The sequence below is a fragment of the Pseudonocardia sp. ZF1 genome (genome assembly GCF_056835605.1).
Window position 1 is genome coordinate 4,550,366 of record NZ_JAJNBY010000001.1, and the last position, 19,863, is coordinate 4,570,228.

General features: G+C 75.1%; 17 protein-coding genes and 1 tRNA gene. 7 read left to right on the forward strand and 11 right to left on the reverse strand.

Annotated elements, in window-relative coordinates:
- Positions 1-91 precede the first annotated feature (91 nt).
- From ZF1_RS21920 to argS, 3 genes are all read right to left on the reverse strand, one after another.
- A complete protein-coding gene (locus ZF1_RS21920) occupies positions 92-1,471 on the reverse strand; it encodes a homoserine dehydrogenase (RefSeq protein ID WP_062397382.1) in 1,380 nt (459 codons plus the stop codon).
- A gap of 99 nt (positions 1,472-1,570) precedes the next feature.
- Positions 1,571-3,019, reverse strand: coding sequence for a diaminopimelate decarboxylase (gene lysA, locus ZF1_RS21925; RefSeq protein ID WP_251784139.1), 1,449 nt, complete (start codon positions 3,017-3,019; stop codon positions 1,571-1,573).
- Between the two features lies 1 nt (position 3,020).
- Positions 3,021-4,670, reverse strand: a complete 1,650-nt coding sequence (argS, locus tag ZF1_RS21930) for an arginine--tRNA ligase (protein ID WP_482638235.1) — start codon at positions 4,668-4,670, stop codon at positions 3,021-3,023.
- 74 nt (positions 4,671-4,744) lie between these two features.
- Here argS and ZF1_RS21935 point away from each other — a divergent pair, with 74 nt between their 5' ends.
- The 4 genes from ZF1_RS21935 to ZF1_RS21950 all read left to right on the forward strand — a co-directional run bounded on the left by ZF1_RS21935 (position 4,745) and on the right by ZF1_RS21950 (position 8,577).
- Positions 4,745-6,883: a hypothetical protein gene (locus tag ZF1_RS21935; RefSeq protein WP_482638236.1), complete on the forward strand. Its 2,139-nt coding sequence runs from the start codon at positions 4,745-4,747 to the stop codon at positions 6,881-6,883.
- Between the two features lie 56 nt (positions 6,884-6,939).
- Entirely contained in the window at positions 6,940-7,770 is an 831-nt protein-coding gene (locus tag ZF1_RS21940; protein ID WP_208820538.1) for a DUF3105 domain-containing protein, read from the forward strand.
- 7 nt (positions 7,771-7,777) lie between these two features.
- The gene (locus ZF1_RS21945; RefSeq protein ID WP_482638237.1) at positions 7,778-8,443 is read left to right on the forward strand and encodes a DUF305 domain-containing protein; all 666 of its coding nucleotides are present in this window, start codon (positions 7,778-7,780) and stop codon (positions 8,441-8,443) included.
- 62 nt (positions 8,444-8,505) lie between these two features.
- A tRNA-Arg gene (locus ZF1_RS21950) sits at positions 8,506-8,577 on the forward strand.
- 343 nt (positions 8,578-8,920) lie between these two features.
- Here the strand turns inward: ZF1_RS21950 and ZF1_RS21955 are convergent.
- From ZF1_RS21955 to ZF1_RS21965, 3 genes are all read right to left on the reverse strand, one after another.
- Positions 8,921-9,586 (reverse strand): dimethylsulfonioproprionate lyase family protein, encoded by a 666-nt coding sequence (locus ZF1_RS21955; RefSeq protein WP_482638238.1) that lies wholly within the window; start codon positions 9,584-9,586, stop codon positions 8,921-8,923.
- A gap of 331 nt (positions 9,587-9,917) precedes the next feature.
- Positions 9,918-10,397: a DinB family protein gene (locus ZF1_RS21960; protein ID WP_208820577.1), complete on the reverse strand. Its 480-nt coding sequence runs from the start codon at positions 10,395-10,397 to the stop codon at positions 9,918-9,920.
- A 3-nt stretch (positions 10,398-10,400) separates the two neighbouring features.
- The gene (locus ZF1_RS21965) at positions 10,401-11,051 is read right to left on the reverse strand and encodes an SAM-dependent methyltransferase (RefSeq protein ID WP_376772638.1); all 651 of its coding nucleotides are present in this window, start codon (positions 11,049-11,051) and stop codon (positions 10,401-10,403) included.
- 122 nt (positions 11,052-11,173) lie between these two features.
- On the opposite strand from ZF1_RS21965, the gene ZF1_RS21970 reads away from it, so the two are divergent.
- A complete protein-coding gene (locus ZF1_RS21970; RefSeq protein WP_405415337.1) occupies positions 11,174-11,770 on the forward strand; it encodes a helix-turn-helix domain-containing protein in 597 nt (198 codons plus the stop codon).
- Between the two features lie 151 nt (positions 11,771-11,921).
- On the opposite strand, the gene ZF1_RS21975 is transcribed toward ZF1_RS21970, so the two are convergent.
- The 3 genes from ZF1_RS21975 to ZF1_RS21985 form a co-directional block, all read right to left on the reverse strand.
- Positions 11,922-12,356 carry a VOC family protein gene (locus tag ZF1_RS21975; RefSeq protein WP_179761929.1) on the reverse strand — a complete coding sequence of 145 codons (435 nt, stop codon included), beginning with the start codon at positions 12,354-12,356 and terminating at the stop codon, positions 11,922-11,924.
- Between the two features lie 77 nt (positions 12,357-12,433).
- A complete protein-coding gene (rph, locus tag ZF1_RS21980; RefSeq protein ID WP_482638239.1) occupies positions 12,434-15,022 on the reverse strand; it encodes a rifamycin-inactivating phosphotransferase in 2,589 nt (862 codons plus the stop codon).
- A 128-nt stretch (positions 15,023-15,150) separates the two neighbouring features.
- Complete coding sequence (locus tag ZF1_RS21985) at positions 15,151-16,320, reverse strand: lipase family protein (protein WP_482638240.1); 1,170 nt, start codon at positions 16,318-16,320, stop codon at positions 15,151-15,153.
- 323 nt (positions 16,321-16,643) lie between these two features.
- Here ZF1_RS21985 and ZF1_RS21990 point away from each other — a divergent pair, with 323 nt between their 5' ends.
- Entirely contained in the window at positions 16,644-17,660 is a 1,017-nt protein-coding gene (locus tag ZF1_RS21990; RefSeq protein WP_405415330.1) for an alpha/beta hydrolase, read from the forward strand.
- Between the two features lie 80 nt (positions 17,661-17,740).
- On the opposite strand, the gene ZF1_RS21995 is transcribed toward ZF1_RS21990, so the two are convergent.
- Together ZF1_RS21995 and ZF1_RS22000 are read right to left on the reverse strand one after the other, a co-directional pair.
- Positions 17,741-18,304 (reverse strand): YsnF/AvaK domain-containing protein, encoded by a 564-nt coding sequence (locus tag ZF1_RS21995; protein ID WP_482638241.1) that lies wholly within the window; start codon positions 18,302-18,304, stop codon positions 17,741-17,743.
- A complete protein-coding gene (locus ZF1_RS22000; protein ID WP_346108944.1) occupies positions 18,280-18,546 on the reverse strand; it encodes a PRC-barrel domain-containing protein in 267 nt (88 codons plus the stop codon). The genes ZF1_RS21995 and ZF1_RS22000 overlap by 25 nt, the downstream gene beginning before the upstream one ends.
- 295 nt (positions 18,547-18,841) lie before the next feature.
- Here ZF1_RS22000 and ZF1_RS22005 point away from each other — a divergent pair, with 295 nt between their 5' ends.
- Positions 18,842-19,774 carry a hypothetical protein gene (locus ZF1_RS22005; protein WP_346864687.1) on the forward strand — a complete coding sequence of 311 codons (933 nt, stop codon included), beginning with the start codon at positions 18,842-18,844 and terminating at the stop codon, positions 19,772-19,774.
- Positions 19,775-19,863: the final 89 nt, after the last annotated feature.

Here is a 19,863-nt window from a genome sequence, read left to right on the forward strand (position 1 = left end):
GTCACGGGGCCGAAGGGACCGGAGGCCGGCCCCCGGACTCCTCGCACGCTGTCCGTCACGACCGGTCCACTCCCTGATCCCCCACCTGTGGTCATTCGCCCATACCCAGTGCGCTCACCGCGCGGCCCAGGCCCTCCACCCGCAACACGCCCGCGACGCCGAGCACGTGGTCGAGGTCCAGCAGCGCCGACACCGTGGCCGACAGCGCGGCCTCCGGCGCCGAGTGCGTGACGACCGTCAGCCGGGCCTGGCTGCGGTCCGAGCCGTCGGCCCGGTCCACCGAGCCGTTCACACCGCCGGTCTGGCGGACCGCGGCGATCGAGACGCCGTGCCGGGCGAACTCGCTCGCGATGGCGGCGAGCACGCCCTCACGGTCGGCCACCTCGAGGTCGACGTGGTAGCGCGTCGGCACCTCGCCGATCGGGCGCACCGGCAGGCTGGCGTAGGCCGACTCGCGCGGCCCGCGGCCGCCGCCGACCCGGTTGCGGGCCACCGCGACGAGGTCGCCGAGCACCGCGGAGGCGGTCGGCGCGCCGCCTGCACCCTGGCCGTAGAACATCAGCTGGCCGGCGGCCTCGGCCTCGACGAACACCGCGTTGAACGCGCCGTCGACGCCCGCCAGCGGGTGCGAGTCGGGGACCATCGCCGGGTAGACGCGCGCCGAGACCGACTCGGTCCCGTCCGTGGCCACCACGCGCTCGCAGATGGCGAGCAGCTTGATCGTGCAGCCGAGCCTGCGGGCGGCGGCGACGTCGGCCGAGCTGACCTCGCGCATGCCCTCGCGGTGCACGTCGGAGGCGGTGAAGCGGGTGTGGAACGCCAGCGAGGCCAGGATCGCGGCCTTCGAGGCGGCGTCGTAGCCGTCGACGTCGGCGCTCGGGTCGGCCTCGGCGTAGCCCAGCCGGGTCGCCTCCTCCAGCGCGTCGGCGTAGGACGTCCCGCCCGAGGACATGGCGGAGAGGATGAAGTTCGAGGTGCCGTTGACGATGCCGGCGACCCGGGTGATGCGGTCCCCGGCCAGGGACTCGCGCAGCGGGCGCAGCAGCGGGATCGCCCCGGCGACGGCGGCCTCGTAGTAGAGGTCGGCGCCGGAGGCGTCGGCGGCCTCGGCCAGCGTCGGGCCGTCCTCGGCGAGCAGCGCCTTGTTCGCCGTCACGACCGAGCGGCCGGACTTGAGCGCCTCCAGCAGCCAGCCGCGGACCGGCTCGATCCCGCCGATGACCTCGACGACGACGTCGACGTCGTCGCGGGTCACGAGCTCGCCGGCATCGGTGGTCACCAGGTCCGGGAAGTTCTCGGTCAGCCAGGGGTGCCGGTGCGGTCGCCGCACGGCGACCCCGGCCAGCTCGATGCGGGCTCCCACCCGCGCGGCCAGCTCGTCGGCCTGCTCGGTGATGAGCCGGACCACCTCGGTGCCGACGGTGCCGCAGCCCAGCAGTGCCACCCGGACGGCGCCGGTCTCGCTCGCCACGTGTCCTCCTCGCGTGCGCGCACCCCTCGGGCGCGCGCCGATCATTCCTGGTCGGGCGGGTGCAGACAGGTCCGGGTGGCGGTTCTCACCCGGGTGCGCTCACACCTCGAAACGGAACTGGTCCTCCAGTGTCTCGCGACGCAACAGGGTCCGGTCGACCCCGTCACGGACCGCGACGACAGCAGGGCGCGGCAGCCGGTTGTACCCCGACGCCATGGCATAGCAGTAGGCGCCCGTCGCCGCGACGGCCAGCAGGTCGCCCGGCGCGAGATCGGCCGGCAGCCAGCAGTCGCGCACCACGATGTCACCCGACTCGCAGTGCTTGCCGACCACCCGGGACAGCACGGGGACGTCCCCGCCGGGGACCGAGTCGTGCCCGCTGGCGCGGGATACCAGCCGTACGTCGTACTCGGCGTCGTAGAGGGAGGTGCGGATGTTGTCGCTCATCCCGCCGTCGACGCTGACGTAGCGCCGGGAGTACCCGCCGAGCGGGACGTCCTTGACGGTGCCGACCTCGTAGACGGTGACGGTGCCCGGCCCGGCGATGGCCCGGCCCGGCTCGACGGCGATCGCCGGCACGTCCAGCCCGGAGGCGGCGCACTCGCGCTTGACGATCGCGCGCAGCTCCTCGGCCAGCGCCGGCATCGACAGCGGGGTGTCCCCCGGCCGGTAGGCGATGCCGATGCCGCCGCCGAGGTCCAGGGTGCGCAGCGCGGTCAGGTTCTCGCCGCCGTGCTCGGCGTGCAGGTCGGCGAGCACCTTCACCACGCGGCGGGCGGCCGCCTCGAAGCCCTCGGTCTCGAAGATCTGCGAACCGATGTGGCTGTGCAGCCCGACCAGGCTCAGGTGGCTCGCGGCGAGCACACGGCGGGCGGCCTCCAGCGCCGCGGAGTCCTTCGTGTCGGACCCGGCGATGGAGAACCCGAACTTCTGGTCCTCGTGCGCGGTGGCGATGTACTCGTGGGTGTGCGCCTCGACGCCGACGGTGAGCCGGATCAGCACCGGCGCGACGGTGTCCCGCGCGGCGGCGACGTCGGCGAGCCGGGCGATCTCGTCGAAGGAGTCGACGACGATCCCGCCGACCCCCGCCTCGACCGCGGCCTCCAGCTCGGCGAGGGACTTGTTGTTGCCGTGCAGCGCGATCCGCTCGGGCGGGAACTCCGCGCGCAGCGCCACGGCCAGCTCGCCGCCGGAGCACACGTCCAGCGACAGGCCCTCCTGCGCGACCCAGCGGGCGATCTCGGTGCACAGGAACGCCTTCGCCGCGTAGTGCACGGCCTCGGCCCCGAACGCGGCGGCGAACTCGCTGCAGCGGCCGCGGAAGTCGTCCTCGTCGAGCACGAACAGCGGGGTGCCGTGGGCCGCGGCGAGGTCGCGGACGTCGGCCCCGGCCAGGCGCAGCGCGCCGTCGGCGCCGCGGGCGGCGTGCCGCGGCCAGACCGCGGGTGCCAGCTCGTCGAGCGCCGCGGCGCTCTCCGGGCGGGGCCCGGCCGACTCGGGCGCGGGGGTGAGGCCCGCGTGCATCGGGCCTGCGGGGTGTGCCCTCATGTCACATCCGTTCCGGGGCATCGACGCCGAGCAGCGCCAGGCCGTTGGCGAGCACCGTGCGGGCGGCGACGCAGAGCGCGAGGCGCGCGCGGTGCAGGTCGGAGACCTCCTCGTCGCCCTGGGGCAGGACGCGGCAGGAGTCGTAGAACTTGTGGTAGGCGCCGGCGAGCGACTCCAGGTAGCGGGCGACCCGGTGCGGCTCGCGCAGCTCGGCGGCGGTGCGCACGACGTCGCCGAACTCGCCGAGGGTGCGGATCAGGTCGCCCTCGCGCGGGTGGGACAACAGGCCGTAGTCCTCGCCGGGGGTGATGCCGAGGTCGGCGGCGTTGCGGGCCAGCGAGGACAGCCGGGCGTGCGCGTACTGGACGTAGAACACCGGGTTCTCGCTGGTCCGGCTGGCCAGCAGGTCCAGGTCGATGTCCAGGCCCGAGTCCACCGAGGACCGCACGAGGGAGTACCGGGCGGCGTCGACGCCGACGGCCCCGACCAGGTCGTCCATCGTCACGACGGTGCCGGCGCGCTTGCTCATCCGGACCGGGGTGCCGTCCTTGACCAGGTTGACCAGCTGGCCGATCAGCACCTCGACCACGGCCGGGTCGTCGCCGAACGCGGCCGCCGCGGCCTTGAGCCGGGCGACGTAGCCGTGGTGGTCGGCGCCGAGCATGTAGATGCACAGGTCGAAGCCGCGGGCCCGCTTGTCGCGCAGGTAGGCGATGTCGCCGGCGATGTAGGCGGGGCGGCCGTCGGACTTGATGACGACGCGGTCCTTGTCGTCGCCGTGGTCGGTCGAGCGCAGCCACCAGGCGCCGTCGGACTCGTAGAGCGAGCCCTTCTCCTTGAGCGCGGCGACGGCGGTGTCCACCGCACCCGAGTCGTGCAGCGACTGCTCGTGGAACCACACGTCGAACTCGACGCGGAACTCCCCCAGCTTCTGCTTGATCTCGGTGAACATGAAGCCGACACCGACCCGGCGGAACACCTCGTCCCGCTCGGCGTCGGACAGGTCCAGCACGCCGGGCTCGGCCGCGACGACCCGCTGGGCGATCTCGGCAATGTAGTCCCCGCCGTAGCCGTTCTCCGGGGCGGGCTCGCCCTGCGCGGCCGCGACCAGGGAGCCGACGAACCGGTCGATCTGGGCGCCGGCGTCGTTGAAGTAGTACTCGCGGGTGACCTTCGCGCCGCGCGCGGACAGCACCCGGCCCAGCGCGTCGCCGACCGCGGCCCACCGGGTGCCGCCCAGGTGCAGCGGGCCGGTCGGGTTGGCGGAGACGAACTCGAGGTTCACGTTGCGCCCGGCCAGCTCGTCGCCGGTGCCGTAGCCCGCGCCCGCGGCGAGGACCTCCCCGACGATCGCGCCCTGGGCGTCGGCGGCCAGGCGCAGGTTGATGAAGCCGGGCCCGGCGATCTCGGCGCTGGCGACGCCGTCACGGGTCGCGAGCTCCTCGGCCAGCCAGGTCGCGAGCTCGCGCGGGTTCACGCCGGCCTTCTTGGCGGTGCGCAGCGCGATGTTGGTCGCGTAGTCGCCGTGGTCGGGGTTGCGGGGACGCTCGACACCCGCATCGGCCGGCAGTGCGGAGACGTCCAGGTCGCGTCGGAGCAGCACGTCCCGCGCGACGTCACGGACCAGGTCGGCGAGCACGTCGGGATTCACCACCCGGATTCTACGGAGGGACCCCCGGCACCCTCATGCAGGTATCCGCACCCCGACCGGCGACGATGCGGGGCGTGACGCCCCCCTCCACCGACCGGAGTACCCGCGCGCCCGTCGTCTCCGGGGCGGTGGCGCTGCTGCTCGGGGCGGGGTTCGTCGCGGTGTCGCTGGCCTACAACCGCGGGAGCCTGGTCCCGCCGCTCGACGACGTCTACATCCACCTGCAGTACGCCCGGCAGTTCGGCGACGGCGAGCCGCTGCGCTACCAGCCGGGTGCGGAGATCACGACGGGCGCGTCGAGCCTGCTCTGGATGGTCCTGCTCGGCGCCGCGCACGCGGTCGGGTTCGACGGCCGGTGGCTGCTCGCCGTCGCCGTCGCGGGCGGGGTCGTCGGCGTCGCCCTCGCCGCGGCGTTCACCTCGGCCGCCGCGACCCGGCTGGGCGGGCGTGCCGCGGGATGGTGGGCGGGACTGCTCACCGCGCTGTGCGGGCCGCTGCTGTGGGGCGGGGCCAGCGGGATGGAGGTGGGCCTGCTCGCGGCCCTGGTCACCGGCACCCTGCTGTCCTACCTGCGCGAACGTCCCCGTTTCCGGTGGACGCCGGTGGTCGCGGCGCTGATGGCCCTCACCCGCCCCGAGGGCTTCCTGCTGGCCGCCGCGTTCACCGCCGCGATGGCGTGGACGCTGCTGCGGTCCCGCCCCGGGACGCCCCCAGGGGAACTCTCGTGGCCTAGGTGGCAACGAGGGTTCCCCTGGGGGCGTGCGGCGGCGCGGGGGCTGCTCGTCGCGGCGCCGGTGGTGGTGTTCGCGGCACAGCTGCTGCTGTTCCGGGTGCTCACCGGGACCTCCGAGGCCAACGGGGTGCTCGCGAAGTCGTGGCTGCACACCGGGTTCCTGCACCAGCCGCTGGAGATCGCCGACCACGTGCAGCGCAACGTCGCGGCGCTGCTCGCCTCGCTGGCCGGGCTGTCGGGGCAGGACGTGCTGGCGCCGCTCGCGCTCGTCGTCGCGGTGCTGGGGGTCGCCGCGCTCGCCGCGCGCCGGGAGCGGACCCTCGCGGTCGCGCTCGGCGGCGGGCTGGTGCTGGTGGTGGCGGCGGTCGCCACGCTGACGACGGCGATGTGGCAGGACCTGCGCTACCTGCAGCCGTTCCTGCCGCTGCTGCTCCTGCTCGTGGTGCTCGGCGCCGGTCTCGTGCCGCACCGGGCGGCGCGCGGCGGGCTGCTCGCGGTGGTGCTGCTGTTCACCGTCGCCGCGACGCCCGCCTGGGCGCTGCGGCTGGGCCAGCAGGCCTCGGCGATGCGCGAGGGGCCGGTGAGCGTCGCGCAGTGGATCGCCGGGAACGTCCCGCCGGGCGACGCCGTGGCCGTCAACGACGTCGGCGCCGCGGCCTGGTTCGGCGGTCACCGCACCGTCGACCTGGTCGGCCTGACCACGAACGGGATGGCCTCGCCGTCGCTGAACGGGCCGGGGACGCTCTACGAGGCGCTGCGCGCGCTGCCGCCGGACGAGCGGCCGCAGTGGTTCGCGGTGTTCGACCGGTGGGGCGGGGTGCCCGTCGCCGACCTCGGCCGCGCCGGGCTGCTCGGCACCGAGCCGGTCATCACCTTCGGGCTCGCCGGGCCGGCCCGGCCGATCTCGGCGTCCGCACCGCAGACCTGCCAGATCGACCGCAGCTGCGACCGGGTGAGCATCTGGCGCGCGGACTGGTCCGCCGCGGACTCCGCGCAGGCACCGGACGCACCCGTGCCCGGCCGGATCGTGGACCACCTGAACGTCGGGGACACCGCCGACGAGGCCGCGCACGGCTGGACGACCGACCCGCCGGTGCTCGGCGTGCAGCCGGACTCGGTGCTGGACCGGGCCGTCGTCGCGCCGGGGCGGCTCGTCGCCGACAGCGGCCGGCACGTCGTCGGGGGCGAGACCTTCACCCTCGGCGGCACCGTCCCCGGACGGCCGCTCACCCTGACCGGGCGGATCGGCGCCGGGCCCGCGCTGCCCGGCGAGCGGACCCGGGTGGTCGCCGTCGACGTCGACGGCCGCCCCGCCGGGGAGTGGACGCTGCCGGACGCGCAGCCGTGGGCGCAGGCGTCGTTCACGGTGCCCGGGGAGCTCGTGACCGGTGACCGCGTCACGGTGACCACCCGTCCGGTCGCACCGCTGCTCGCGCCCTACCCCGACTACCGCTCCTACGGGTGGTGGGCGAGCCGCTGACGGCGTCTTCCTAGACTCGGGCGAACCCGCCCGCCGACCACGAACAGGACTCCCCCATGGCCAGCGGCAAGTCCGGCAAGAAGCGACCGTCGATGCCGAGCTCGGTCGGCCGGCGCCAGTTCCCCTGGGGCATGGTCGCCGCGATCACCGTGCTGGTGCTGCTCGCGGGGGCGTTCATCGTCTACCCGCTGGTGCAGCGCAACCAGAACCGGGCCTGGGAGCCCACCGACGACAACCGCAACCCGGCGCTCGCGATCCCCGGCATCGTCAGCCAGGACTACCCGGGCCTGCAGCACGTGCTCGGCTTCCAGCGGGTCGCCTACACCCACAGCCCGCCCTTCGGCGGCGCGCACGACGGCTTCTGGGCCGCGTGCAACGGCGTGGTCTACCCGAACCCGGTCCGCTCGGAGAACCTCGTGCACTCCCTGGAGCACGGCGCCGTGTGGATCGCCTACAACCCCGACACCCTCGACGAGGCGGGCAAGGCCGCACTGTCCCAGCGGGTCGAGGGACAGCCGTACACGGTGATGTCGCCCTACCCGGGCCTCGACGCCCCGATCTCGCTGCAGTCCTGGGGCAACCAGCTGAAGGTCCAGAGCGCCGACGACGAGCGGATCGACCAGTTCATCCGCGCGCTGCGGCTCAACCGCTTCACCCACCCCGAGGTCGGCGCCTCCTGCGACGCCCTCGGCGCGCAGGGCTTCGACCAGGACAACCCGCCGGCCTTCCAGCCGATCCCGGAGCAGTCCGCCGTCGACGGGCAGACGATCCTGCCCGAGAACCAGGGCGCGACCCCCGGCGGCGCCCCGGCCCCCGACCCCACCGTCCCCGGGCAGCCCGCACCCGGGCAGCAGGCCCCGGCGCCCGCACCGGCCCCCGGGCAGTGAGGCCCCGATGACGACCCCGGCCGACGAGACCCCGCTCTGGCGGAACCCGATCACGATCGCGCTCGGCGTGATCGCGCTGGTCGCGGTGCTCGTCGCCGGGTTCGCGGTACGCGGCGCGTTCGGCCCGTTCGTGCCCGAGCCGGGCTCGGTCGACGTCGGGTTCGCCCAGGACATGACCGTGCACCACCGTCAGGCCGTCGAGATGGCGTCCTGGGAGCGCGACCGCGCCACCGACCCGCGGGTGCGGCAACTGGCGTTCGACATCGAGACCACCCAGAACCAGCAGGTCGGCCGGATGCAGGGCTGGCTCGGCCTGTGGGACGCGCCGAGCCTGCCCAGCGGCGGCCACATGGCCTGGATGGACGACTCCGCGCACGCCGGCATGTCCGGCATGTCCGGCAGCGTCGCGACGATGCCGGGCATGGCGAGCACCGCCGACCTCGCGCGGCTGCGGGCCACCCCGCCCGGCGCCGCCCTGGACGTCGAGTTCCTCCAGCTCATGCTGCGCCACCACCAGGGAGGCGTGTCGATGCTCGAGTACGCCCGCGACCACGCCGACACCGGCGAGGTCCGCAACCTCGCCGGGCAGATGCTCTTCTCGCAGAACTCCGAGGCGGACCTGATGCGCGGGCTGCTCGCCGAGCGGGGCGCCGCCCCGCTGCCGCTGAGCTGATCACGCACGGGCCCCCGTGTCGGGGGGTCGCGCACGGTGCGCTACTGTTCTCCCATCGCACGGCCCCCGTAGCTCAGGGGATAGAGCACCGCCCTCCGGAGGCGGGAGCGCAGGTTCGAATCCTGCCGGGGGCACGTCACAGCTCGACAGAACGCGGCCCCTCACCTGCTGGAACAGGGTGAGGGGCCGCGTTCGTCGTGTCCGGCCGCCACCAGCCGTGGATGGCCCGTTGCGGGTGTTCTCCCGACCGCGCCCCGAAGTCGGCTCAGCCCGCCGATCCGCCCGACGCAGCGTCGATGCGCCGACGCGTGGCGTCCTGCCGGCCGTCGATCGTCGGTACGTGGACCTTCGGCAGCACCGCCACCGAGTGCCCGGTCACCGGCCGATCCTCCGTCGAGCGTCGGACACCGGCCCCTCGTGGGAGGTCCGACACGCCCGGACCTACGCCATCAGCCCCGGGCCCCTCCTCGGGATCGCCTATCGAACGCGGCGGCGCGGTGCGGAGAAACGCATTGCCGGCGTCAGGAGCCGTTCGGGCGAACCGATCCAGGAGTAGGCGAGCAGACACGGGGACTGTCGTCCGGTCGTGATGCGGTGTTCGTGCCCGGCCTCGTTGAGAATCAGCGAGCCCGGAGCATGCACTGCACCGTCGTTCTCCGACCATTCTCCGGCGATCGCGACGTAGGATTCCTGGATCCCCCGGTGGTGATGCTGGGGATAGACGGTCTCCGGGGCGGAGAGAACCAGTCCCAGAATGATGCGGTCGGACACCACCGGCCCCTTCGGGCCGACGATCTCGCAGTAGCCGTACTTCTTCACCAGCCCCCGCGGAACCTTCTCGTACCCGTGCTCCCACGTCAGCCGGTCGGAGATCCTTCGCAGCGAGTCGCTGAGTACGCCCAGGTCGCCACGCGAGCCCAGATCCAGTGCGCGACCGAGATGGTCGACCACCGGAAGTCGGGTGGGTTCGCGGCCGACGACCTCCGGGTTGTCCTCGAACACGTCGGCGATCGCCTCACGCACCTGCCGCATGTGCGTGCGGATCTGCCGGCTCCCCCCGGCGGAGCCGAACCGGTAGAGCGCATCGAAGTCGCTGATCGTGTAGGCGAAGTCAGGATGATCTCGCAGGCGTGACGTCCCCATGTCCTCGATTCCCCGTCAGCTCTGTCCTTCCTCCGGCGGCTGGTCCCTCTCGGGCTCCCGGGGTGGGGGCATGCTCGGCTCACACCGGACGTGATGTCAACAGTGGACTCGCCGGGGAGCGCCCCGCGGCCGGCACGATGCTCAGCTGGAGCCGCACACTTCTCGGCCGGGAAGAGCGATGTCGGGTCACCCACGTACGTCCTGTCACCACGTCACCGCGAGCCCTCCGAACTGCACGAGCACCGGTGACAGCCCGGGTGCCGGGGCGAGCGACGTGAGAGCGTCCGCCATGGCGGGTCATTCTGCCGACAGGTCGGCGATGGCTCGCTCCTCAGCGCCCGGTGCGGCCGTCGATGCGCTCGCGGAGGATGTCGGCGTGCCCGGCGTGGCGCCCGGTCTCCTCGATCATGTGCACCAGCAGCCACCGCCTCGACGGGGCCGACCTCCGTCCCGCGGGTACCGGCGCAGCCCGGTCCAGGCCGGACCACGTGTCGACGACGGCGTCGGCCCGGGCGGTGGCCTCCCGGTAGGCCGCCACGACGTCCTCGGCGGTGTCCTCCGCCCGCGGCCGGAAGGTCGCGGGCCAGTCCCGGACGGCCTCACCGAGGAAGTAGTGACGCTCGACGTGCGTCAGGTGCGCGACCAGGCCGAGCAGGCTGGTCCCCGAGGGGACCCCGGGCTCGCGGGCGGCGGCGTCCGGGACGCCGAGGGCCTTGGCCGCGACCGCGCCGCGGAGGTGGCCCAGGAACCCGGTCAGGACGCTCTTCTCGTCCGCGGCGTCGGGCGGGAGGGCGGTGTCGCGGCGGGGCACGGGTCAGCTCCGGTGGGTGGCGCCGGCGCGGCGCAGGACCAGGACGGTGTCGACGACCGTGGCGGTACGGCCGTCGGGGCCGGTCGCGAGGCGCCGGGGCTCGTCGGCGCGCTCGACGGCCCATCCGTCGGGATCGAGGCCGAGCCCGGCGGCGATCTCGGCGGCGGTGGGGTGGCGGGCGTCCGGGTCCTGGTTCCACGACCACGGGGCGACGGACCCGTGGTCCACGACGAGGAGCAGCCCGCCCGGGCGCAGTGCGCCCGCGGCGGTCCGCAGCACCGCGTCGCGGTCCAGCGTGAACGGGGTCTGCAGGTACTGGGCGGAGACCAGGTCGAACGTCCCGTCCGGGAACGTCGTCGCGAGGTCGTGGCGCTCGGCGCGGATCCGCGGCGCGAGCCCCTCGGCGCGGCCGCGACGCGCGAGCCCGTCCACGGCGGCGGCGGAGATGTCCACCGCCGTGACGTGCCAGCCGTGCCGGGCCAGCCAGATCGTGTCGCCCCCGGCACCGCATCCGAGGTCCAGGGCCGTGCCCGGTGTCAGCGGGCCGGCGACCTCGGTGAGCAGGGGGTTGGCGCGGGCCTCTCCCCCACCGCGGCGGCGGTAGAGCTCGTCCCAGAAGGTCGCGGGGTCGGACGCGGTCGGCATGGGCTCCATCGGTGGTTCCTCCGGGAGGTGTGGGTGCGGCGTCATCGGCGTCGCCGACGTCGGTTCCTCCGCAGCATCGACACCCGCCGTCCCGGGTTGCAAGGAATCTTGCCGATCGGCAATCTGGCGAGGTGGACGACACCGGACACGACGTGCTCGCCGGCGTGGGCCCGAGGTTGCGGGACCTGCGCCGTCGCCGCGGCGCCACCCTCGACCAGCTCGCGGCGGAGACCGCCCTGACCGCGAGCACCCTGTCCCGGCTGGAGACCGGGAAGCTGCGGCCGACACTGGAGCAGCTGCTGCCGCTGGCCCGGGCGCACGGGGTCCCGCTCGACGACCTCGTGCAGGCACCGCCGACCGGTGACCCCCGCATCCACCTGCGCCCGGTGCGCCACCGCGGGCTGGTGTTCGTCCCGCTGACCCGTCGCGGCGGCGGGGTCCAGGCCTTCAAGGTGGTCTACCCGCCGGCCGCCGCGTCGCCGACGACCGCCCTGCAGACCCACGAGGGCTACGAGTGGTTCTACGTCCTCGACGGCCGGGTGCGGCTGGTCCTCGACGACACCGAGCACCTCCTCGACCCCGGCGAGGTGGTCGAGTTCGACACCGGCACACCGCACTGGATCGGCAGCGCCGACGACCGGCCCGCCGAGACACTCGCGCTGTTCAGCCTGCAGGGGGAACACGCCCACCTCGGCCGGGGTGCGACCGGTGCCGGACACCACGGCTGAGGGGTCGCCGTCGGTGCGACCGGTTCGGCGACCACCGTGATGGCGCCGATCGGCACCGGTCAGCGGCGTCGCGGACCGTGGCGAGGCCCTCCCCGTCGAGCGGTGCCCCGGTGCGCCGGGCCCGGACCCCCAGGGCTGAGGAGGCCCGCGGTCAGCCGCCCTCCTGGGCCAGCGCGACGAGGATCCCGCCCGGCCCGCGCAGGTAGGCCAGGGTGTGCGCGCCGAACGTCACGACGTCGCCGACCGGCTCGGCACCGTGGCCACGCAGCCGCTCCACGGTCTCCGCCAGGTCGGTGACGGCGAACATGACCCGCCGGATGCCGAGCACGTTCACCGCGGCGCCCGGATCACCCACCGGCGACGACGGCGACTCGAACCGCATCAGCTCCAGCCGGCCGTAGCCGTCGGGCGTCCGCACGACGGCCATGTCGCACCGCACGCCGTCGAGCCCGACCAGCCGGTCCACGTCCGGGCCCGCCACCGTCGCCCGGCCCTCCTCCTCCAGGCCGAGCGCACCGAAGAACGCGACCGCCTCGTCGAGGTCGGTGACGACGACGCCGACGTTGTCCATCCGCAGCACGCTCATGACATCCTCCCGACCGCGCGGCCCCGGTGGCCGCGTCCGCCCCGGGGACGGAGCCGGTCCCCGGTTCTCGACATGTGTCAGCCGAGGATCTCGACCAGCCCGCTCCCGCCGTCCACCCGGACCCGCTGACCGTCCCGGATCAGCCGGGTCGCGCCCTCCACCCCGACCACGGCGGGCAGGCCGTACTCGCGGGCGACGACGGCGCCGTGGGTCATCCGCCCGCCCACCTCGGTGACCAGCCCCGCGACCGTGACGAACGCCGGCGTACAGCTGGGGTCGGTGTAGGCGGTGACCAGCACGTCTCCGGGTTCGAGCGCGGCCCCGGACAGGTCGGCGACGACGCGGGCGCGGCCCTCGACCGTCCCGGCCGACACCGCGAGCCCGGCGAGTGCTCCGGGCGGCACGTCGTCGCGGTGGTAGGAGCCCTGCAGGCACTCGCCGTCGGAGGTCAGCACCCGCGGCGGGGTCAGCGCCTCGTACGCGGCGAACTCCGCCCGCCGGGCGCGCACCAGTGCGAGGTCGGCGTGCCCGGTGCGCGAGACCTGCTCCAGCTCGTCGAACCGCAGGTAGTAGGCGTCGGTGCGGTCGTCGAGCACGCGTGCGGCGACGAGCCGGTCGGCCTCGGCGAGCAGCGCGGCCCGGTAGACCGCGTAGCGCGAGACCATGCCGAACTTGGGGAACTCGCGGTAGCCGATGAAGGTCCGCAGCCGGTCGATCATCAGCGCCGTCCGCGCGGCCCGTGCCTCGCCGTCGACCCCGGCCCGCAGCCGGGCCAGCAGGTCGTCGCGGGTCGCCTCGGCGGCGCGGCGCCCCTCCTCGAACCGGCGGCGCCCGGCGCCGGGCTCCTCGCCGTCGACGTGACCGAGGATCAGCGGCACGAGCGCGGCCGGGCGCTCGTGCCACCGCGGCCGGCTGATGTCGATCTCGCCGACGCAGCGGGCCCCGTAGGCGTCGAGCCAGCCGACGATCGCGTCGCGGGCCACCGCGCCGCCCTCCACCGACCCCAGCGCGTCGAGCACGTCGTCCCCGGCCTCGCGCAGCGGCGCCACCGCCGCCGGGTACGGGCGGACCGCGTCGGCGACGTCGAGCAGCGCGAGACCCATCTGCGAGGTCACGTTGTCGGGCACCGACCGGGTCAGCACGTCCGACGGCCGCTCCCCCAGCCACTCACCGACGTGCTCGTCGATCCAGTACGCCGCGTCCATCGCCGTCATGAACACCCGGGTGCTGCGCGGGTTGCTCAGCCGCGCCCGCAGCTCGGGGATGTCCTCGCGGATCGCGACGAACAGCTCCGGTCCGACGCGGCCGTGGATCCGTCGCGCCGCGTCGGCCACCGACGCCCGTCCCTCGGCGACCAGCTCGGCGACCAGTGCCGGGTCCGGGTCCAGCGGCTCGGTGGTCGGCGCGCCGTGCACCGGGGCGGGCGTCGCCGGATCCTCCCCGAGCGGGACCGCGCCGCGGTCGAGCACGGTGCGCAGCGCGTCGGTCATCAGCGGGTCCGACCGGCCCATCACCGCGAGGAGGCCGGCCCGTCCGGAGGGGGTGCCCAGCGCGGCGGTGACGTCGACGAACAGCCGCCCGCCGGCCTCGGCCATCGGGCGCGGCGTCGTCATCTGCCAGAACGACAGCCCGAGCGGACGCATCGCGTCGGTCATCATCTGCTGGTAGCCGACCGACAGGTAGACGTGGAGGCGGTCGTCGCCGGTGTCGGGGACCGGGAACAGCGTGGTGATCGGGCGGCTCTGGACGACCTGGAACCGGCCGCCGGACAGGCACCACTCGATGTCCTGCGGGCTCCCCAGCCCGGCCTCGACCGTCCGGCCGAGCCGGACCAGCTCCCGTACCCGGTCCTCGGTGAGCAGGGGCGGGCCGTCCGGGTCGAGCCGCTCGGTGCGGGTGCCGCCGCCCGGCGCAGGCTGCACCGCGACCGTCCGCGGTGCGATCCGCGTGTCGACGACGGTGTCGGCACGGACCGTCCACGCGTCCGCGGCGACCAGGCCGGACACCAGCGCCTCCCCCAGCCCGGGCACCGCCTCGACGACGGTCACGGTCCGGTCGGAGGTCACCGGCTCGGCGGTGAACAGCACCCCGGACACATCCGGGACGACCATCTCCTGGATCACCACCGCCATCGCGACGGCGCGGTGGTCCAGGCCGCGGCGCCGGCGGTAGGCCACGGCGCGGTCGGTGAACAGCGACGCCCAGCAGTCCCGCATCCGGTCGAGGACCGCGTCGGCGCCGACCACGTTCAGGTACGAGTCCTGCTGCCCGGCGAACGACGCCGTCGGCAGGTCCTCGGCGGTCGCGCTGGAGCGCACCGCCCACGCCGTCCCGGCCGGGGCCCGGCCGACCGCCGCGGTGACCGCCGCCGCGACGTCGTCGGGGACCGGCCGGGACGCCACCAGCCCGCGGAGCTCGGCGGCGACCGCGGCGAGCCCGTCGGCGTCGTCGGCGGGCAGTCCGGCCAGGCGGTCCAGCAACGCGTCGAACCCGGGCGCGCCCCCCACGACGGCCCGGTAGGCGCCGGTGGTCACGCACCAGCCGCCCGGGACCGCGACCCCCGCCGTCCGGGTCAGCTCCCCCAGGTGCGCGGCCTTCCCCCCGACGACGCCGAGCCGGTCCCGGCCGACCTCGCCCAACTGCAGCAGCACCTCGTGCACTCCCACCCCCGTGTCACCACGACGCTGCAGGTCACGGCGCCGGGCGCAGAGTCTGGCGCGGTCCCCGGGTCTTGCCGCAAGTCCCCCGGTGCGTTATACGTTGACCATGGCGGGAGGGACTCCCGCCGTGGTTGTCAGCCGCAGGTGGGCGTGGTCGGCAGATCGGCGAAACGGGCCTGCAGGAACGCCAGCGCGCGGGTCTGGCCGTCGGGGTACCCGCCGAGGTGACCGGGGACGGGCGACGGCCGGAACTCGACGTCGGCGCCGCGGGCGCACCAGCGCTCGGCGAGCTCCTCGCCCTGGCCGAACGGCACGATGTCGTCGGCGACGCTGTGCACGATCAGCACCGGCGCCCCGGGCGTGCGACGCCCGATCAGCTGCTCGTCGACCCGGCTCGCGAAGGGCTCCTCGTCGAGGAACGCCGAGATCGGGCGTCCGTCGGCGGACAGCGTCTCCGAGCGCAGGCCCGGGTAGCGCAGCGCGGAGTCCTGGGTGCACTGCTCGCGCAGCTCGGCGACCACCTGCCGGCCGCGGTCGTTGAGCAGGTCCTGCACCCCCAGGTCGGGGTAGGCGGCGTCGAACCCGGAGACGGCGTAGCCGAGCAGCGCGACGGACGGGCCGCCGTCGAGGGCCCGGCCGGTGGCGCGCAGGTCGGCGGGAGGCGCGCCCGCGTAGGCGCCGACGAGGTCCAGCTCGGGGGCGTACTCCGGGGCCAGCTCGACCGCGGCCGCCGACGCGCCACCGCCCTGGGAGTAGCCGTAGAGCGCGGTCGGGGCGTCCTCCGGCACGCCGACGCCGGCCCGCTGGGCGGCGCGCGCCACGTCGAGCAGGGCGTGCGCCTGCGCCGCGCGGTTGACGTAGGTGTGCTCGCCGGGCGTGCCCAGGCCCTCGTAGTCGGTGACGGCCACGGTGTAGCCGCTGGTCAGCAGCGCACCGATCGCCGAGGCCTCGTACTCGGTGCCGGCCTGCAGCTGCCGCGACGGCGCGCAGCGATCGGCGAGCCCCTGGGTCCCCGCGGCGAAGCCGACGACCCGGGTCGGCCCGGGCGCCGGGACGAGCGGGGTGAGGACGATCCCGCTCACCGTGACCGGGCGGTCGTCGGTGTCGAGGCTGCGGTAGAGGATCCGGGTCGCCGTCGCGGCGGGCACCGTCGGAGTGAGGACCCGCTCCGCGGACACGACGTCACCCGGAGCACCTTCGCCCCCCGGCCCGTCCGGCGATGCCAGTGCCTGCGGCACCGCGACCACCGCCGCGACGACCGCCACCACCCCCGCCACGACCGTCGCGCGCAGCCTCGTCCTCATGCCGTCCCCCTCCGCAGATGATCTCCACTGGACTGAACGAGCACCCGTCCGCCGGGGAACGGACGGCACCGCGACCGGACGTTGCGACACGGTCGCGGCGGGCGCCGTTCCGTCACTGTCGACGGGCTCGTCGCTGCGACCCGACGCTGCGGCGCGGCGTGCGGCGCCTCGTCCCGCTCCCCGGCGCCGCTCCGCCGGTGATCCGTGCCGCGACGAGCGGCACGCAACGGCACCCGGTGCCACAATCGACGGTGACGATCGGGTAGACGCGGGAGGCCACCGTGGATCATCGGGTACGTGTCGCACGAGGAGCGCTGCGCGGTGTGCTGGCCCTGCCGAAGCCGGTGAAGCGGGCGATCGCCGGCCCGCCCGTCCGGCGCGACGGCCAGCAGCTCGACCTCGACATCCAGCTCCTGCTGCGACTGCTCACCCCGCGCCGGCCGCAGCCCGTCCCGCCGCCGGAGCAGATGCGGGCGGGCCAGTCGTTCGTCGACCGTGTCGTCGCCGGGCCCGAGGAGCCGGGGGTGCGCCGCGAGGACCGCACGGTCCCCGGTGCGGTCGCCGACCTGCGGGCGCGGCTGTACGTACCGCCGCCGGGACCCGACGTCGTCGACGGCGCGCTGCTCGTCTACGTGCACGGCGGCGGTTTCGTCGCCGGTGACCTGGACACCCATGACGAGCTGTGTGCGACGCTGGCCGCCGAGTCCGGCGCCCGGGTGCTGTCGGTGGACTACCGGCTGGCGCCCGAGCACCCGTTCCCGGCCGCCGTCGACGACTGTCTGGCCGCGTTCGCGCACGTCACGGCGCACCCGGAGGAGTTCGGGGCGGCCCCGGGCCGGATCGCGGTCGGCGGGGACTCCGCCGGGGCCAGCCTGGCGCTGACGGTGGCCCGCGAGACCAGCCGCGACGGCGCCGACCCGGCCGGGCGTCCGGTGTTCTGCCTGGCGTTCTTCCCGGTCACCGCGCTCGACGGGCACACCCGCTCACGCGAGCTGTTCGGCGACGGGTTCCTGCTCACCGGCGAGGCGATCGAGGCGATGGCGGGCTGGTACGTGCCCGAGGCGATGCGCGACGACCCGCGGCTGCGGATCGCCGAGGGCGACCTGTCCGGGATGCCGCCCGCCTACGTCGCGACCGCCGGGTTCGACCCGCTGCGCGACGAGGGCGAGCACCTGGTCACCCGCATGCGGGAGGCGGGCGTCCCGGCGACGCTGCGCCGCCACCCCGACCTCGTGCACGGCTTCGCGACCTCGCTCGGGATCGGGGTGCGGCCCCGCCAGGCCGTCGCCGAGGCCGCCGGGGCGCTACGGACGGCGTTCGCCCTGCTCGGCGCGACCTGACCGACCCCCGACATGGGCCCGGCGCGTCACCGGGCCCGAGGTGCGGGCTCCGGTGACGCGCCGGTGGCGCGGTGCGTCGCTCAGCTGCGGCGCTCGTCGCGGGGCAGGGCGTGCTGCGGGTCGTCGACCTCGATGCGCTCCTTGCGCACGGTGTCGGAGACCTTCTCGTCCTCGGTGACGGTGCGGGTGCCGAGGCGCACCTTCTCGACGGCCTCGGTGGTCTTGTCGACGACCGGGCGCTCGCGGTGCAGGGTCACCTCGTGCTCGGCCTCGCCCATGGCGCCCGGGCGGGCCGTCGCCTCGGTGCCGTCGATCGGCTCGCGCTCGAGGCGGACCTCCTCGTGCGACACCGGGACGGTGACGGTCTGGTCCTCGGTCACGACGTACTTGCGCAGCGCGACGCGGCCGGTCTCCTCGGTCTCGGTGCCGACGCGCAGGTTCTCCTCGTGGCGGACCATCGCGTCGTCGCCGGTGCGGTCGGTGCGGTCGGTGCTGTCGGTGCGGTCGGTGCGGTCGCGGTCGGTGCGCTCACCGGTGGCGTGGCGGGCGTCGGTGCGGCCGTTGCCGTTACCGTGCCCGATGCCGTAGTGGCGGTAGAGCTCGTCCTCCTCCGACCCGGTCAGGCGCTCGTCGGAGCGGCCCACGTGCGGGCAGTCCTTGACTGCCTTCTTCTCCACCCCAGCGCGACGTCGCGGTCGTGCACGTCGGCGTTCTGCAGCGGCACGAAGCTCTCCTTGGTACCGAACAGCCCGGTGTTGACCGTGGCCCAGGTCGAGTCACCGCTGCGCTCGTCCAGGTAGATCTGGCCGATCTTGCCGACCTTCTCGCCGTGGTTGTCGACGACCTGACGACCGATGAGCTCCCGGGTCATGTCCTCCGTGATCATGCTGCTGTCCTCCGTGGCTCGGTGCGAATGCTGTCGAACACCGGTGGGGTCGACCCGGAACCGCCCCGGCATGCGGCGGACGCCGCGTTCCCCGTCGTCCGTGTGACCGTCGTCATCCACCCGCCCCACGGGATCGCTTGTGCGACAACGCTGGGTGTAGCGCGTTCCCGTCGCGGGCGACCCCGGACGGCATGTTTGGGACGGTCTGTTCTGGACTTGACCTCGGACGTTCCCGACGACGGGGACGGATCATCCCGCCGCCGGGTCCCCGGAACCGGCGTGGAATCGTGGTGACGTGCTCGCCGGGACCGCACTGCTCCCGCTCGGGTCGGCGGTCACCGTCACCGCCGTCGCGGGCACGGCCGCGCTCACCCTCGTACTGCTCGTGCGCCACTGGGCCCGCCGGCGGCCCGCGGTGCGGGCGGCCGCGCTGCCGGCCGTGGTCGCGCTCGTCGTGCTCGCCCTCGCGGTGGGGACGAACGCCTGGTTCGGCTTCTACCCGACGCCCGCCTCGCTGGCCGCCGGACCGGACCGCGGCGGGCTGCCCGCGCCACCCGCCCCGCCGGTCACCGGTCCCGGCAGGGACACCGTGCTGACCGTCGACGGCGTCGACGTGCCCGCGCACCTGCCGCCCGGCTACGACGAGCACCTCGCCCACCCCGTCCTGGTGTGGACCGGGCCCGCGGACGGATCGGCCGCGGTCGACGCCGCCGTCGACGCCGCGGTCACCGCGGGCCGGATGCCGGCCGTGGTGGTGCTGTGGACCGACCGGGTGCCGGTGTCCCGGCTGCGCGCCGCCGCCGTCGCGGCCGGCTCGCCGGTGCTGCGGACCGACCGGGCCGCGTGGGCCCTCGCCGGTCCGCCCGAGGGCCCCGGGTGCCCGCTGGGCCGGGCGCTCGCCGAGCGCGCCGACGTCGCGACGGCGGCCGGGCCGCCCGGCGGCGACGGCTGCCCCGCCCCCGCGTCCGGTTCGCCCGATCCGTTGGACCTGGTCGTCGTGCGCACCGCGGCGACGCAGGATGACCCGGTGCCGGGCGCGCCACCGCCGGGCCCGGCGCTAGCGTCGGGGTCGGTGACCGCGGCGCCCGGGACACCGGCGGCCGACGTCGTCGCCGCGGAGCTGGACGCGCTCGGCGCCCGGCTGCCGGGTCCGGTGGCCCGCTCGGGCGTCGCCGGTGGTCCGCCACCGGCGACGGGATCGACAGGAGGAACGCGTGACGGGCTCTGAGGGCTCCGGCCCGCCCGGGACCGCCGGGGACGAGCACCGGGACGAGCACGGGGACGTCCGCACGCGCGGAGCGGCCCCGGCGCCGGACC